At 68.8% G+C, this 13,926-nt stretch carries 12 protein-coding genes; 10 read left to right on the top strand and 2 right to left on the bottom strand.

The features are described from left to right. A partial coding sequence (locus Pth03_RS27680; RefSeq protein ID WP_203947334.1) for a hypothetical protein occupies positions 1 to 1,142 on the bottom strand: 1,142 nt, incomplete at its 3' end. Positions 1,143 to 1,383: 241 nt separating this feature from the next. On the opposite strand from Pth03_RS27680, the gene Pth03_RS27675 reads away from it, so the two are divergent. The 7 genes from Pth03_RS27675 to Pth03_RS27645 all read left to right on the top strand — a co-directional run bounded on the left by Pth03_RS27675 (position 1,384) and on the right by Pth03_RS27645 (position 10,814). After that, positions 1,384 to 2,883, top strand: coding sequence for a sulfatase family protein (locus Pth03_RS27675; RefSeq protein ID WP_203947339.1), 1,500 nt, complete (start codon positions 1,384 to 1,386; stop codon positions 2,881 to 2,883). A 754-nt stretch (positions 2,884 to 3,637) separates the two neighbouring features. Next, positions 3,638 to 4,981 carry an ABC transporter substrate-binding protein gene (locus Pth03_RS27670; protein ID WP_203947333.1) on the top strand — a complete coding sequence of 448 codons (1,344 nt, stop codon included), beginning with the start codon at positions 3,638 to 3,640 and terminating at the stop codon, positions 4,979 to 4,981. 83 nt (positions 4,982 to 5,064) lie between these two features. Beyond that, complete coding sequence (locus Pth03_RS27665) at positions 5,065 to 6,039, top strand: carbohydrate ABC transporter permease (protein ID WP_203947332.1); 975 nt, start codon at positions 5,065 to 5,067, stop codon at positions 6,037 to 6,039. A 5-nt stretch (positions 6,040 to 6,044) separates the two neighbouring features. Beyond that, entirely contained in the window at positions 6,045 to 6,926 is an 882-nt protein-coding gene (locus Pth03_RS27660) for a carbohydrate ABC transporter permease (RefSeq protein ID WP_373318603.1), read from the top strand. Continuing rightward, entirely contained in the window at positions 6,923 to 8,344 is a 1,422-nt protein-coding gene (locus Pth03_RS27655) for a GH1 family beta-glucosidase (protein WP_203947330.1), read from the top strand. The genes Pth03_RS27660 and Pth03_RS27655 overlap by 4 nt, the downstream gene beginning before the upstream one ends. A gap of 41 nt (positions 8,345 to 8,385) precedes the next feature. Beyond that, positions 8,386 to 9,405, top strand: coding sequence for a LacI family DNA-binding transcriptional regulator (locus Pth03_RS27650; RefSeq protein WP_203947329.1), 1,020 nt, complete (start codon positions 8,386 to 8,388; stop codon positions 9,403 to 9,405). 89 nt (positions 9,406 to 9,494) lie between these two features. Continuing rightward, complete coding sequence (locus Pth03_RS27645) at positions 9,495 to 10,814, top strand: GH1 family beta-glucosidase (RefSeq protein ID WP_203947328.1); 1,320 nt, start codon at positions 9,495 to 9,497, stop codon at positions 10,812 to 10,814. 3 nt (positions 10,815 to 10,817) lie between these two features. Here Pth03_RS27645 and Pth03_RS27640 read toward each other — a convergent pair whose 3' ends face one another. Continuing rightward, positions 10,818 to 11,180 carry a nuclear transport factor 2 family protein gene (locus Pth03_RS27640; RefSeq protein WP_203947327.1) on the bottom strand — a complete coding sequence of 121 codons (363 nt, stop codon included), beginning with the start codon at positions 11,178 to 11,180 and terminating at the stop codon, positions 10,818 to 10,820. Positions 11,181 to 11,271: 91 nt separating this feature from the next. Between Pth03_RS27640 and Pth03_RS27635 the strand changes: the two genes are divergently transcribed. The 3 genes from Pth03_RS27635 to Pth03_RS27625 all read left to right on the top strand — a co-directional run bounded on the left by Pth03_RS27635 (position 11,272) and on the right by Pth03_RS27625 (position 13,908). Then, the gene (locus tag Pth03_RS27635) at positions 11,272 to 11,865 is read left to right on the top strand and encodes a TetR/AcrR family transcriptional regulator (RefSeq protein ID WP_203947326.1); all 594 of its coding nucleotides are present in this window, start codon (positions 11,272 to 11,274) and stop codon (positions 11,863 to 11,865) included. A 155-nt stretch (positions 11,866 to 12,020) separates the two neighbouring features. Further along, positions 12,021 to 12,905, top strand: coding sequence for an aldose 1-epimerase family protein (locus tag Pth03_RS27630; protein ID WP_203947325.1), 885 nt, complete (start codon positions 12,021 to 12,023; stop codon positions 12,903 to 12,905). Positions 12,906 to 12,909: 4 nt separating this feature from the next. Next, on the top strand, positions 12,910 to 13,908 hold the full coding sequence (locus Pth03_RS27625; protein WP_203947324.1) for a phosphotransferase family protein: 999 nt from the start codon (positions 12,910 to 12,912) through the stop codon (positions 13,906 to 13,908). Positions 13,909 to 13,926: the final 18 nt, after the last annotated feature.

The following is a 13,926-nucleotide window of genomic DNA, read 5'->3' as shown; positions in this document are numbered from 1 at the left end:
TCCGGGGTCGCCCCCGGGTCAACACTGCCGGGGTCCGGGGTCGCCCCCGGGTCAACACTGCCGGGGTCCGGGGTCGCCCCCGGGTCAACACTCTCGGGGGTGGCCCCCGGGTCAACACTGCCGGGGTCCAGAGCCGATCCCGGGGCGTCGTCGTGGACGGCCGGGTCGCCGGCGTCGTCGTGCGCGAACAGCTGCAGGTGTGTCCGCAGGTCGGGAGGCGCCGCGTCCGTCCACCAGTCGTCGGGGACCTTCACCGTCTCCACGGAGACGCCCCGAGCCGACAGCAGCACGCGCAGCGAGGTCACGGCGGTCGACGGAAGGCTCAGCACCTGCTGGTGGGGCTGCAGGTCCCGCAGGGTGATCTCGACGGGCACGCCGGCCTCGTGGACGTTGACACCGGGGATCCCGGCGATGCGCTCGAGGTCGCGCGGGTCCTCACGCCGGTGAGGGTAGTAGCCCAGCGGCTCGCCGATGCTCTGGAGCCAGTCGAGGTAGTAGTCGCGGTGGATGAGCCCGTTGCGGACGAGGGAGGTGCCGAGCACGACGGTCCGCTCGGACGGGGGCTGTTCGCAGGGCTGGGACCTGAGCCAGGCGAAGTCGTGTCGCACGAGCCTGGTCCCGGTGTTCCGTACGGCGTGGGCGAGGTCGTCGGGGACAGGCAGGGCGGTGAAGACGGTGAGTCTGTTGCCGCGGAGGCGGAAGCCTGCGGTGGCGCCGAGGACGGCGCGGCCGATTCCGGCTTTGACGCGGGCGCGCAGCAGCGGGCGGCGTTGGCTGAGTAACTCGAGCAGGTGGATGGTGGCCAGGCCGTCGTCGACCAGGACGGTGCGTCCGGGGTTGGCGGTGACGAGGGCGAACTGGACGCGGCCGGAGAACGCGTCTCCCACCGCCCATGTCCGACCGGGTTTCGGCATGCGACCGGCCGGCTCTTCGAACGTCAAGCCCGCGGGAAGGTCGAGGCTGCTGAGTGCGCGCCGGGTGAGCCTGAGCGCAGGGAGCCCAGCCCGGGGAACCACCCGGGTGACCGCTCCGAGGAGCCCGGCGTGATGCGCTTCGATGACGCACAGCAGCTGGAGTGGGGACTCCACCCAGGCGATCGCCGACCCATGCTCGTCGGCGTGGCGCCGACCTTTGATATCCACGCCCCGTAATGACCCATTCACGACCGGTCCAGAGTACCCACAAAAGTCTACGGCAGCAGCAACATGCGGTGAACGAACACGGAAATGATCTTCGTACGCCACCGGGCCAGGCCCGATGGGAATCGCCCGACAGATCCTGATATATACGAAAGGCCGGATATGTTGCTGTTTGTCCAGTTATGCGTACTAAGTGTACACATTCGATTACAGGCCGTGCGTTTTTCCTGGTGAGTCATTGGCAATGCTCTACGCCGTGCCCCTACCAAAGAGAACCAGAGGATGGTGGCCCTGGCTGGCCGGCGCGCTCCTTCTGTGCACCGCGTTCTCCAGCACCGCGTACGGAGATCAGGCGCCATCCAAGCGGCCGAACATCATCTTCATCCTGACGGACGACCTGAACACAGCCGATATCCAGAAATTCCCCAACATCTCGAACCTGTTGTTCCGGCAGGGGGCGTCCTTCTCGAACTTTTTCGTGACCAATCCGTGGTGTTGTCCGTCACGGTCGTCCATCCTGCGGTCGCAGTACGTGCACAGCCACGGCGTCGTCAGCAACCGGTTCCCGACCGGGGGATTTCCGGTTTTCCGCCCGATGGAGGACTCGACACTCGGCACCTGGATGCACGACGCGGGCTACCGGACCGGCCTGATGGGCAAGTACCTCAACCAGTACCCGCAGGGTGCGCCCTGGTCGCACATCCCGCCGGGCTGGGATCAGTGGGCCGTTCCGGTCACGCGCCTCTACCAGGAATACGGGTACGCGCTCAACGAGAACGGCATGGTCTTCCAATACGGCAACACCTCCGAGGACTACCTGGAGGACGTGCTCAGCTCCAAGGCGAACGCGTTCGTCGGCGAGGGCGGCGACAAGCCGTTCTTCCTGTATCTCGCGCCGGTGGCGCCTCACCTGCCCTCCAACCACGCACCGCGTCACGACGACGCCTTCACCGACGAGCTCGCGCCGCGGACCCTGTCGTTCGACCAGCAGGACCTGTCGGCCGAGCCGCTGTGGCTCAGGGAACGGCCCCCGCTGACGTCCGCCGACGTACGGGCCATGGACCGGATCCACCGGAACAGGCTCAGGGCGATGCTCGGCGTCGACGACATGGTCGGCTCGCTCGTCGCCTCGCTCCAGCAGTCGGGGCAACTGGACAACACCTACATCTTCTTCGCCTCCGACAACGGCTTCCACCTCGGGCAGCACCGGCTCGAGCCCGGCAAGACGACCCCGTTCGACGAGGACATCCGCATCCCCATGGCGGTCCGGGGCCCCGGCATCGCCCCGGGCAGCACGATCAAGCAGATGTCCTCGACGGTGGACCTCGCACCGACCTTCGCCGAGCTCGGCGGCGGCACCACCCCGCCGTTCGTCGAGGGCCGCTCCCTCGTGCCGCTGCTCCAGGGGCGGCAGGTGCCGTGGCGGGACGCGGTGCTGGTGGAGTTCGAGCACGCGGCCTACTCACCGCTCTGCCCGCCCACCTACAACGCGCTGCGCACCCAGCAATACGCCTACGTCGAGTACGCCACGGGAGAGCGCCAGCTCTACGACCTGTACGCCGACCCGGACGAGATGCACAACATCGCGGCGATCGCCGATCCCGTGCTGATCAACACGTTGTCGGAACGCCTGGCCGCGCTGCACCAGTGCACGGGCGCGAGCTGTCGCCTGGCCGACTCCGCCGGCAAGTCGACGCCGAACCTGGCCAGAGCCCCACCTGTGGCCCGGCCTCCCACGGCCTGATCAGCGGGCTTTCGACGCCCGCCATCTTTCAGCGGCCACCGCCCATCACCCGCGGTGGCCGCTTTTTCGCGCCCCCCTCTGGCCGTGATCATGCAGAAGTTCGGCCGTTGCCACCTTGAGCAGCACAAACCCTCACCGTGATCATGCAGAAGTTCGACCAGTTGGCGTCCGACCAGCACGAATGCCCATCGTGATCATGCAGATCTTCGACGCCCCGCCGCCGACCATGCGTAACGCCGCTCGCGATCATGCAGAGTCGTCCGGTGTGCATGATCACGACAGGCGTTCCCGCAGGCCGGGCGCCGGCCTCCCGAGCTTCTGCATGATCACGAAATACGTCGCCGCAGGTGAGCACGGCAGTCCACGAACTTCTGCATGATCACGGGGAGGGGGTTGGGCAGGCCAGGCCGTACGGGGCCGAACTTCTGCATGATCACCACCACAAGCCCGCGTGATCACACCACGAGCCCGCGTGATCACCACCACGAGCCTGCGTGATCACCGCCAAGTTCGGGTGGCTGGTGGGGGTTTTGTACCGAATGAGTTGGGAGCGCTCCCAAACCCGAAATATCCCATATTCACCCTGTTCGCCCCAATAAACGCGCCCGGAGTAACAGTTAGGTTTCGGCATATTGACGCCTGTGTTGCCCATAGAGGACTCTTCGTGGGAGCGCTCCCAATACTGCTGAGTCGGGGACCGGCGACGGGATGCACCTCCCACGAGATTCGGGATACCACCTGAGAGGGGTCCGGAATGATTTACAACTCGCGCCGCGGCAGGATGCTCGCGGCCGCCGCGGCGACGGCCCTCGCCCTCGGCGTCACCGCGGCCTGCAGCTCGGGCGACGACGGCGGGTCGTCCGCAGGCGGGTCCTCGTCCGCCGGGCCGGTCACGATCAAGGTCCAGACGTTCGGCGGCGGCAAGAACTTCGGCTACAAGGAGGCGATCGACAAGTGGAACGCCTCCCACACCGACATCAAGATCCAGGAAGACCACCTCACCGACCAGTTCGAGCAGGTCTACTGGCCGCAGATGATCCAGTGGCTCCAGTCCGGCTCGGGGGCGGGTGACGTCGTCGGCATCGACGAGGGCGGCATGGGTCTGGCCAAGGCGCACCCGGAGTGGTGGGCCGACCTCGGCGACCTGGGCCTGAAGAACCGCCAGGCCGACTTCGCCCCATGGAAGTGGGACGGCGGGATCGCCACCGACGGCAAGCTGTTCGGCCTGGGCACCGACCTCGGCGGCATGAGCCTGTGTTACCGGCGTGACCTGTTCGAGAAGGCGGGCCTGCCGGCCGACCGCGACGAGGTCGGCAAGCTGTGGCCGACCTGGGACGACTTCATCAAGGTCGGCCAGGAGTTCCAGTCGAAGGTGAAGGACACCAAGTTCGTCGACGGCACCAACACGCTCTACAACGTGGTCCTGGTGCAGGAGGCCGCCAAGAACGGGGGCGTGTCCTACTTCGACAAGAGCAACACCCTCATCGTCGACAAGAACCCGGCCGTCAAGACCGCGTACGACTTCTCGGTCAAGATCAGCCAGGCCGGCCTCACGGCCAAGCTGCGCAACTTCACCGACGAGTGGAAGACCGGCATGAAGAAGTCGCAGTTCGCGACGCTCGGCTGCCCGTCGTGGATGCTCGGCGCGGTCAGCGGCGACGACGCCGCAGGTCCTGAGTTCAAGGGCAAGTGGGACGTCGCGGCGGTGCCGGGCGGCGGCGGCAACTGGGGCGGCTCGTGGCTGGCCGTGCCCAAGCAGTCGAAGCACCCGAAGGAGGCCGCACAGGTGCTGGACTACCTGACGGGCAAGGAGGCCGAGGTCAGCGTGTTCACCTACAGCGGGAACATGCCGAGCAACGTCCAGGCGCAGCAGGACCCGGCCGTCCAGTCGGCCACGAACGAGTACTTCAACAACGCCCCGGTCGGCGACATCTTCGCCAAGTCGGCGGCCACGCTCCAGCCGGTCTACCTCGGCGTCAAGCACGCGCAGGTCAAGAACGCGGTCGAGTCGGTCATCTCGGCGCTGGACGACGGCTCCGTGCCGTACGCGCAGGCCTGGCAGAAGTTGGTGGACGACGCGGTGAAGGCGGCGGGCTGATCCTCGCCCCGTGAGCACCCGGCCCGCCACGGCGGCACCCCGTGGCGGGCCGGTCGGCTGCCACTACCGCTGAAAGGTAATCAATGAGCCTGCACGTCGACGCGGGAACGCCCCGACGGGCGCCGGTCCCGCCGCCCCGGAGGAACGCACGGCGGGGGCCGGGCCGGACACTCTTGTCCTGGCTCGACCTGAAGGCCGCGCCGTACCTCCTCATCTCCCCCTACTACCTGCTGTTCCTCCTCTTCGGGATCTTCCCCCTCGCGTTCACCCTCTGGTATTCGCTCTACGACTACGACCTCGCGGGCACCGTGACCTGGACCGGGTTGGGGAACTACACCGCGCTGCTCACCGACTCGGCGTTCTGGAACGCGGTCGTCAACACGCTCGGGATGTTCGCGATCGCGACCGTCCCGCAGATCCTGCTGGCGCTGCTGCTCGCCAACGCGCTGAACAAGCGGATCAGGGGCCGGTTGTTCGTCCGTCTGGGGGTGCTGCTGCCCCTGGTCACCTCGGTCGTCGCGGTCGCCGTGGTGTTCACCCAGCTCTACGGACGCGACTGGGGACTCGTCAACTGGATCCTCGGATCGGTGGGCGTCGACCCGATCGACTGGAAGGCCGAGCGACTGCCGTCCTGGCTGGCGATCTCCACGATGATCGACTGGCGGTGGACCGGCTACAACGCGATCATCTTCCTGGCCGCGATGCAGACCATCCCGAAGGACCTCTACGAGGCCGCGGCCATCGACGGCGCCTCACGCCGCCGGCAGTTCTGGCAGATCACCATCCCGATGCTCCGCCCCACCATGATCTTCGTGGTGCTGAACTCGACCATCGGCGGATTGACGTTGTTCGCCGAGCCCACCACCTTCTACGGCGGCAACGTCCACGGCGGCAGCAACAGCCAGTTCCAGACCGTCTCGATGTTCATCGTCGAGCAGGGTTTCCGCGAGTTCGACTACGGCTACGCGGCCGGTGCCGCATGGCTGCTCTTCTTGATGATCCTGATCGGGTCGCTCATCAACTTCCTGCTTATCCGCCGGATCGGGGGCAACAAGTGACCACGCTGTCCGCACCCGCCGACGCCCGGGCCCGCCGCACGAAGGCGGCCCGCCGCGCCGACCTCTGGAAGGCGACGCCGGTCACCAAGATCGTGCTGACCGTCACGCTCATCGTCTCGGCCTTCCCGTTGTACTGGATGATCGTCATCGCCTCGCGCTCCAACCGTGAGGCCACCGACATCCCGCCGCCGTTCCTGCCGGGCGGCAACCTCGGGCAGAACATCCAGCGCGTGCTCTCCAACGAGGACGCCCACTATCTGGCCGGACTGACCAACTCGATCATCATCGCCTCGACGGTGACGGTCTCGGTCGTGCTGATCTCCACGTTCGCCGGGTTCGCTTTCGCACGCCTGCGCTTCAAGGGCAGCCGCGTCCTGTTGCTGCTCGTCCTGGTGACGATGATGGTCCCGCTGCAGCAGATGGGCCTCGTGCCGCTCTACCGGATGATGGTCGGCCTCGAATGGATCGGCACGCTCAAGGCGGTGATCCTTCCCTACCTGTTCAACGGTTTCGGCGTGTTCCTCATGACGCAGTACACCGAGCAGGCCGTGCCGAACGAACTGGTCGAGGCGGCCCGGGTCGACGGCGCGTCTACGCTGCGGATCTGGTGGAACGTCATCCTCCCCGCCGTACGGCCGGGCATGGCGGTACTCGGCATCAACACGTTCATGCTGACGTGGAACGACTTCCTGTGGCCGCTGATCGTGCTGACCCCGGACAACCCGACGGTCCAGGTCGCCATCAACTCCCTTAACGCGAAGTACGGCACGGACTACGTTTTGATCTTCAGTGGGACCGCGTTGTCCGTCGTCCCCCTCATCGTCGTTTTCATCGCGTTCGGCCGACAGATCATCGGCGGACTCATGGAAGGTGCAGTCAAAGCGTGACGCAAGGCACACGACCCGAAACCGAGACGCCCGGCCTGACGTTCCCGACCGGATTCGTCTGGGGGGCGGCCACCTCGGCCTACCAGATCGAAGGTTCGGCCGCCACGCGCGGCACCTCCATCTGGGACACCTTCTGCCGCCGGCCGGGACGCATCGTGGGCGGCGAGAACGCCGACGTCGCGATCGACCACTACAACCGCTACCGGGACGACGTCGCCCTGATGGCCGGGCTCGGCCTGACGGCCTACCGCTTCTCCGTCTCGTGGCCGCGGATCCAGCCGGACGGCACGGGGCCGGTCAACGTCAAGGGGCTCGACTTCTACAAGCGGCTCGTGGACGAGCTGCTCGGCCACGGGATCGACCCGTGGGTCACGCTCTACCACTGGGATCTCCCTCAGGCGCTCGAGGACGCGGGCGGGTGGCCCGCACGTGACACGTCGAAGCGCTTCGCCGACTACGCGGCGGCGGTGCACGCCGAGCTGAGCGACCGGGTGACCAACTGGAGCACGGTCAACGAGCCCTGGTGCGCGGCCTTCCTCGGGTACGCCTCGGGCGAGCACGCTCCCGGGCGGCGGGAGCCGGCGGCGGCCCTGCGCGCCGCGCACCACCTGAACCTCGCGCACGGCCTGGCCGCCCGGGCGATGCGGGCGCAGAACCCCGCGTCGCTGATCGGTGGGTGCGTCAACTTGTACGCGATCTCCCCCGCCACCGGCAGCGAGGCCGATCGGGACGCGGCCCGGCGCATCGACGGCCTGCAGAACCGGTTCTTCCTCGACGCGCTGCTCAGGGGCGCCTACCCGGAGGACGTGCTGGCCGACGTGGGCGCCCTCGCCGGCGGTTTCGTCGAGGACGGCGACATGGCGACCATCGCCGCGCCCCTGGACATGCTGCTGATCAACTACTACAGCCGTTTCACGGTGTCGGGCACCCCCGGCGGGCCGGTGTCGGCCGCGGCCGCCCCCACCGGCTCGGGTTCGCCGTGGGTGGGCAGCGAGCACGTCGGCTTCGTCAACGGCGGGCGGCCGGTGACCGGCATGGGCTGGGAGATCGACGACGCCGGGCTGCTGGAGATCCTCATGCGCCTGCATGAGGAGTACCCGGGCATCCCGATGGTCATCTCGGAGAACGGCGCCGCGTTCGACGACGTGGTGGAGAACGGCTCCGTCCACGACCCCGAGCGGGCGGCCTACATCGAGGCGCACCTGCGGGTCTGCCACCAGGCCATCGAGGCGGGCCTTCCGCTCCAGGGGTACTTCGCGTGGTCGCTGATGGACAACTTCGAATGGGCCTGGGGGTACGGCAAGCGTTTCGGACTGGTCTACGTGGACTACGAGACGCAGGCCAGGACGCCCAAGTCGAGCGCGTTGTGGTACGCCGACACGATCCGACGTGGCGGCTTGCCGATTCGGGCAGAATAAACGCGTTTGAGGGGCACCTGCAGATGAGGGGGAACCGGGAGATGAACGGGGACCGCCGCGTGGGAGCACGACCGACCCTTGAAGCGGTCGCCGCCCGTGCCGGTGTCGGCCGCGGCACTGTTTCACGTGTCATCAACGGTTCGCCGAAGGTCAGCGAGAAGGCCCGGGACGCTGTGCTGCTCGCGATCGAGGAGCTGGGCTACGTGCCCAACCGGGCCGCCCGGACCCTGGTGACCAACCGGACCGACACCATCGCGCTGGTGGTGTCGGAGTCGGAGCAGCGGGTGTTCGACGAACCCTACTTCGCGGGCCTCATCCGCGGGATCGGCTCGGCGTTGTCCGAGACGGGTCTGCAGCTGATCCTCACCATGGCCCAGAACCGGCTGGAGCACGAACGCCTGGAGCAGTACCTGACGGGGCAGCACGTCGACGGCGTGCTGCTCACCTCGGTGCACGGCGCCGATCCCCTGCCAGGCCGGCTGGAGCATCTCGGCGTGCCGACGGTCCTCGGTGGCCGGCCGGTGGGGCTCGACCCGTACAGCTACGTCGACATGGACAACCGGGCGGGTGCCCGCCAGGCGGTCAAATATCTGCTGTCCAAGGGCAGGACCCGGGTCGCCACCATCGCAGGCCCCCAGGACATGGGCGTGGGCGTCGATCGTCTCGCCGGGTACCGCGACGCGTTGCTGGCCACCCGCATGAGCGATCGGGTTGCCTATGGGGACTTCTCCGAGGAGAGCGGCGAGGCGGCGATGCGGGAGCTGCTGGAACGGCACCCCGATCTGGACGCCGTCTTCACCGCCTCCGACCCGATGGCGGTGGGCGCGCTGCGGGTCCTGCGCGAGCACGGCAGGTCGGTGCCGGGCGACGTCGCGATCATCGGGTTCGAGGACTCGAAGGTCGCGCTGCACACCGATCCGCCCCTCACCAGCGTCCACCAGCCGACCGAGGCGATGGGCAGGCAGATGGTGCAGCTGCTGATCGCGCGGATCAACGACGAACCACTCGAGCAGCCGGTCGTCATCCTGGACACCCACCTGGTGATCCGCGGCTCCGCCTGACCGGACGATCACGCTTCTTCCACACGCGGGAGGATCTCCCGTAAAAATTGGGAGCGCTCCCCAAGCGCTCGGAACCTCTGAGGAGACACATGGACGGCCTGCGGTTTCCCGACGGATTCGTATGGGGTGCGGCCACGTCGGCCTACCAGGTCGAGGGGGCGACCCACGAGGACGGCCGGGGCAGGTCGACATGGGACGTCTTCGCCGAGACCTCCGGCAACGTCAGGAACGGCGAGACCGGGGAGCCCGGGGCAGGTCACTACCACCGCCTCGGCGAGGACCTGGACCTCATGGCCGACCTCGGCCTGCGCAACTACCGTTTCTCGATCGCCTGGCCGCGCATCCAGCCGTCGGGGTCGGGCACCCCGAACCAGAAGGGCATCGACTTCTACCGCCGCCTCGTCGACGGGCTGGCCGAGCGCGGCATCCGGCCCATGGCCACGCTCTTCCACTGGGATCTCCCGCAGGCCCTCCAAGAGCGGGGCGGATGGGAGAGCCGCGACACCGCCGCCCGGTTCGCCGACTATGCCGCGATCATGTTCGAGGCGCTGGACGTCGACGACTGGCTGACCGTCAACGAGCCCAAGACCATCGTGGAGAGCGGCTACCGCCAGGGCGTCCACGCCCCCGGCGTGCGTGACCTCGGCCGGGCCTACGTCGCCTGCCACCATCTGCTGCTGGCCCACGGACTGGCCGCGCGGGCGCTGCACGCCCTGCGCCCGGGCCGGCGGATCGGCCCGGCGCTGAACCTGCACCCGGCCTATCCTGCCGACGACAGCCCGGCGGCCCGTGAGGCCGCCCGGCACAGGGACGGCCTCGAGAACCGGCTCTACCTCGACCCGATCTTCCACGGCCGCTACCCGGACGACACCCTGCGGTGGCTGGCCGCGCGCGGGCCCATGCTGGAGCACGTCCTCGAGGGCGACCTCGCGACGATCAGCGAGCCGATCGATCTGCTCGGCGTGCAGTACTACACGCCGGTCTTCGTGAACGGCGACGGGCAGCGCGTCTTCCTGCATCCCACCGCCCAGGCCGAATGGCTGGAGATCTACCCGGACGGCCTGCACGACATCCTCGTGCGGCTGACCGACGACTATCCGTCGGTGCCGCTGGTGATCACCGAGAACGGGATGCCGGCCCCCGACCGGCCCGGCCCCGACGGCCGGGTCCGGGACGGGGACCGCATCGCCTTCCTGCGCGACCACCTGACCGCCCTGCACCGTGCGATGGAGGCGGGCGCCCGCGTGGAGGGCTACAACGTCTGGTCGCTGCTGGACAACTTCGAATGGGCCGAGGGGTACGGCCAGCGGTTCGGCATCGTCTACGTCGACTATGCGACGCTGCACAGGACGCCCAAGGACAGCGCCCTGTGGTACCGCGACGTCATCAAGAGCGGCGAGCTGCGCTGACAGTCAGGCTGCGCGGGGGCGCGGCCCCGCCGGGTCGAAGGCGACCATGGAGTCGACCACCACTCCATCCTTCAGCAGCATCCGGTCGATGCCCTCCCAGGAGATCGGCGTTCCCTCGGAGGTCGCGGTGGCCCTCCAGCTGATGAAGCAGAGGTCGCCGCTGGTGGCGTGGTGAGTGATCTCCAAGCGGACGTCGGGGAAGCGCTCCACGACGGACGCGACGCGCGCCTTCCACGCCTCGATGCCCCTGATCGGCTCGGCCTGCCCGGGGTAGCGCAGCACGATGCCGGGCGCCGCGAGAGTGTGCACCCGATCGGGGTCGGGGGCACTCCAGAAGGCGGCCCAGCGGTTCACGAAGTCGGACATCGCACCTCCATTTACATACTCGTAGTACGTACTTGCGGTATGTAAGCTACCCATGCCGGTCGGAGGCGGTCAAGACGGGAGGGGTCAGGGGATGGCCAGGCGGAGGCAGGCCGAAAGGTCGCAGGCCACGACGGCCGAACTGGTCGAGGCGGCGGCGAAGTCGTTCGGCAGGGACGGGTACGCCGCGGTCTCGATCGACGAGGTCGCGGCGGCGGCAGGCGTCACCAAGGGTGCCGTCTACCACCACTTCGCCGGAAAGACGGCGTTGTTCGCCGCGGTCTTCACCCGGGCGCAGGAACAGCTGGCCGAGCGGCTCGTCGCGGAGGCGTCGGGCGCGCGGGACGGCTGGGAGGCGGTCAGGCTGGGCGCGCACGCCTTCCTCCGCGCCTGCATGGACCCGGCGGTTCGGCAGATCATCGTGCTCGACGGCCCGGCCGTACTCGGCAGGGACGCCGTGCGCGAGATCGAGGACGAGCACGTGACCGCGCTGCTCACCGCCGGGCTGCGGCGGGCCGAACGCGACGGGGGGCTGCGGCCGGGAGACGCCGCCCTGCGCGGCCGCCTGCTGCTCGGCGCGTTGTGCGAGGCCGCCCTTGTGCTGGCCCGTTCCGCCGAGCCGGAGCGCGAATTCGCCGCGGTCGCCGCCGAGGTCGACATGCTGCTCGGCGCGTACGGCGGCGAATGAACGTTTCACGCGCCGTGTGCGAGAGGGATGGGCCCGCTCACCAAGCTGGGAGAGCGCTCCCACGCTGGTTATGATCAGCCCATCGAAAATGGGCTGATTGCGCGGCATACCATGACATGCGTTGTTGTGGCTGCCGTGATTGAGAGGACTCCCCCGTGCCCGACTACACCATCCTCGGCGACGGCTACGAAGCGGCCATCAGCTCGCGGGGCGGCGCGCTCCGGATCCTGCGACACCACGGCCGCGACATCGTGACGCCCTGGCCACAGGAGGGCCCGATCCCCTTCTTCAGCGGCGCGCTCCTGGCGCCCTGGCCCAACCGCGTCGTCGGCGCCACCTACGAGTTCGAGGGTGTGCGGCGCGACCTCCCCGTCACCGAGCCCGGGCGGGGCCACGCGCTGCACGGCCTGGTCGGCGACGCCGACTGGGCCTGCGCCGAGCACGTGCCCGGCGAACACGGCTTCGTACGGCTCACGCGTGTCATCGAGCCCACGCCGGGCTACCCCTTCCGCATCGAACTCGACGTGCGCTACTCCCTCTCGCCCGCCGGCCTGACGACGACGCTGACGGCCCGCAACACCGGCGAGGACGCCGCCCCCTACGGCTGCGGCCCGCACCCGTGGCTGCTCGCCGGGCCCCGGGTGGAGGATTACGAGCTCGACCTGCCCGCCGGTCTGGTGCTGCTGACCGACGACGTGCTCGCCCCGGTGTCGCTGGAGGACGTGGCGGCCACGCCGTACGACTTCCGGAGCCCAAGTGTGGTCGCCGGCACCGCGATCGACCACGCCTTCACGGGCCTGACGACCGGGCGCGTGCGGATCAGCGGCCCCGACGGCGGCGCGGAGGTCTCATGGGACCCGGCGCGGATGCCGTGGGTGCAGGTCTGCACCGGTACGGGCCTCGGCCACCACGGGCTGGCGATCGAGCCGATGACCTGCCCGCCCGACGCGTTCAACTCGGGCACCGACCTGATCGTCCTCAAGCCGGGAGACGAGCACGAGGCATCCTGGACGATCTCCGGATTCAGCCCGCAGGACTAGCGGCGTGGAGAGCCGGACGAAGCGGCGGTTGTCGGTCGCCGAGCTCGACACGCTCATCCGCGCCGCGCTGGGCGCGGGGGTGCTCACGTCGAATGAGCTCGCCGACGGCTTCGCCAACGCCGTGTGGCGGCTCGGCCTGGACGACGGGCGGGAGGTCGTGCTGAAGGTCGGCCCCCCACCCGGTCTGCGGCTGCTCACCTACGAACGTCATCTCCTCCGCACGGAGGCCGCGGTCTACGAGCTGGCCGGGCCCGCGGGACTGCCGCTGCCCGCCCTGCTCCACGCGTCGTTCGACGATCCGGCCCTCGGCGGCGACCACCTCATCTTGTCGGCGCTCGACGGCGTGCCGTGGAACCAGGTCACCCTTCCGCCCGAAGACGAGGAGGCGGTCCGGTACGAGCTCGGCCGTCATCTGGCCCGCCTGCACGCGATCCCCGGGACGGGCGTGTTCGGCTATCCGCACGCCGGGCTCACCGGCCCGACCTGGCGGGACGCCTTCGGCGCCATGACCGGCGCGCTGCTCGGCGACGCGGTCCACTACGCCACCCCGCTGCCCGCAGCCGTCCCTGAGATCGCCGCGCTGATCGAGACCGCGTCCCCCGCCCTCGACGAGGTGGTCAGCCCGTCACTCGTGCACTTCGACGTCTGGCCGGGCAACGTGTTCCTGACCCGAGGGCCGGGCGCCGGATCCGGGCGCATCCAGGCACTGATCGACCACGAGCGGGCGTTCTGGGGCGACCCGCTGGCCGACTTCGTCACACCTACGATCTTCGAGGAGATCCGGGACGACGACCCTCTCGTGGCGGGATACCTCGACGCGGGCGGCACGCTCGAGCTCACCGAGGCCGCCCGCACCCGCGTCGCGCTGTACCGGGTCTACCTGTACCTGATCCTGCTGGTAGAGAACGGCCCCCGGCAGTATCCGGAGGAGTCCTACGCCAGGATCCGCGACCTGGCCACCCGCAGCCTGGAGCGCAGTCTCGCCGACCTGCGCGACACGTAGGCGGTGCAGGATGGATCA

The organism is Planotetraspora thailandica, from assembly GCF_016863335.1.
Classification (GTDB): Bacteria; Actinomycetota; Actinomycetes; order Streptosporangiales; family Streptosporangiaceae; genus Planotetraspora; species Planotetraspora thailandica.
This window is presented reverse-complemented; position numbering and strand designations above follow the sequence as displayed.

Excerpts from the sequence above, each read along its gene's own strand:
- Pth03_RS27675 (WP_203947339.1), top strand. The coding sequence starts at position 1,384 with ATGCTCTACGCCGTGCCCCTACCAAAGAGAACCAGAGGATGGTGGCCC.
- Pth03_RS27670 (WP_203947333.1), top strand. The coding sequence starts at position 3,638 with ATGATTTACAACTCGCGCCGCGGCAGGATGCTCGCGGCCGCCGCGGCG.
- Pth03_RS27665 (WP_203947332.1), top strand. The coding sequence starts at position 5,065 with ATGAGCCTGCACGTCGACGCGGGAACGCCCCGACGGGCGCCGGTCCCG.
- Pth03_RS27650 (WP_203947329.1), top strand. The coding sequence starts at position 8,386 with ATGAACGGGGACCGCCGCGTGGGAGCACGACCGACCCTTGAAGCGGTC.
- Pth03_RS27645 (WP_203947328.1), top strand. The coding sequence starts at position 9,495 with ATGGACGGCCTGCGGTTTCCCGACGGATTCGTATGGGGTGCGGCCACG.
- Pth03_RS27640 (WP_203947327.1), bottom strand. The coding sequence starts at position 11,180 with ATGTCCGACTTCGTGAACCGCTGGGCCGCCTTCTGGAGTGCCCCCGAC.
- Pth03_RS27635 (WP_203947326.1), top strand. The coding sequence starts at position 11,272 with ATGGCCAGGCGGAGGCAGGCCGAAAGGTCGCAGGCCACGACGGCCGAA.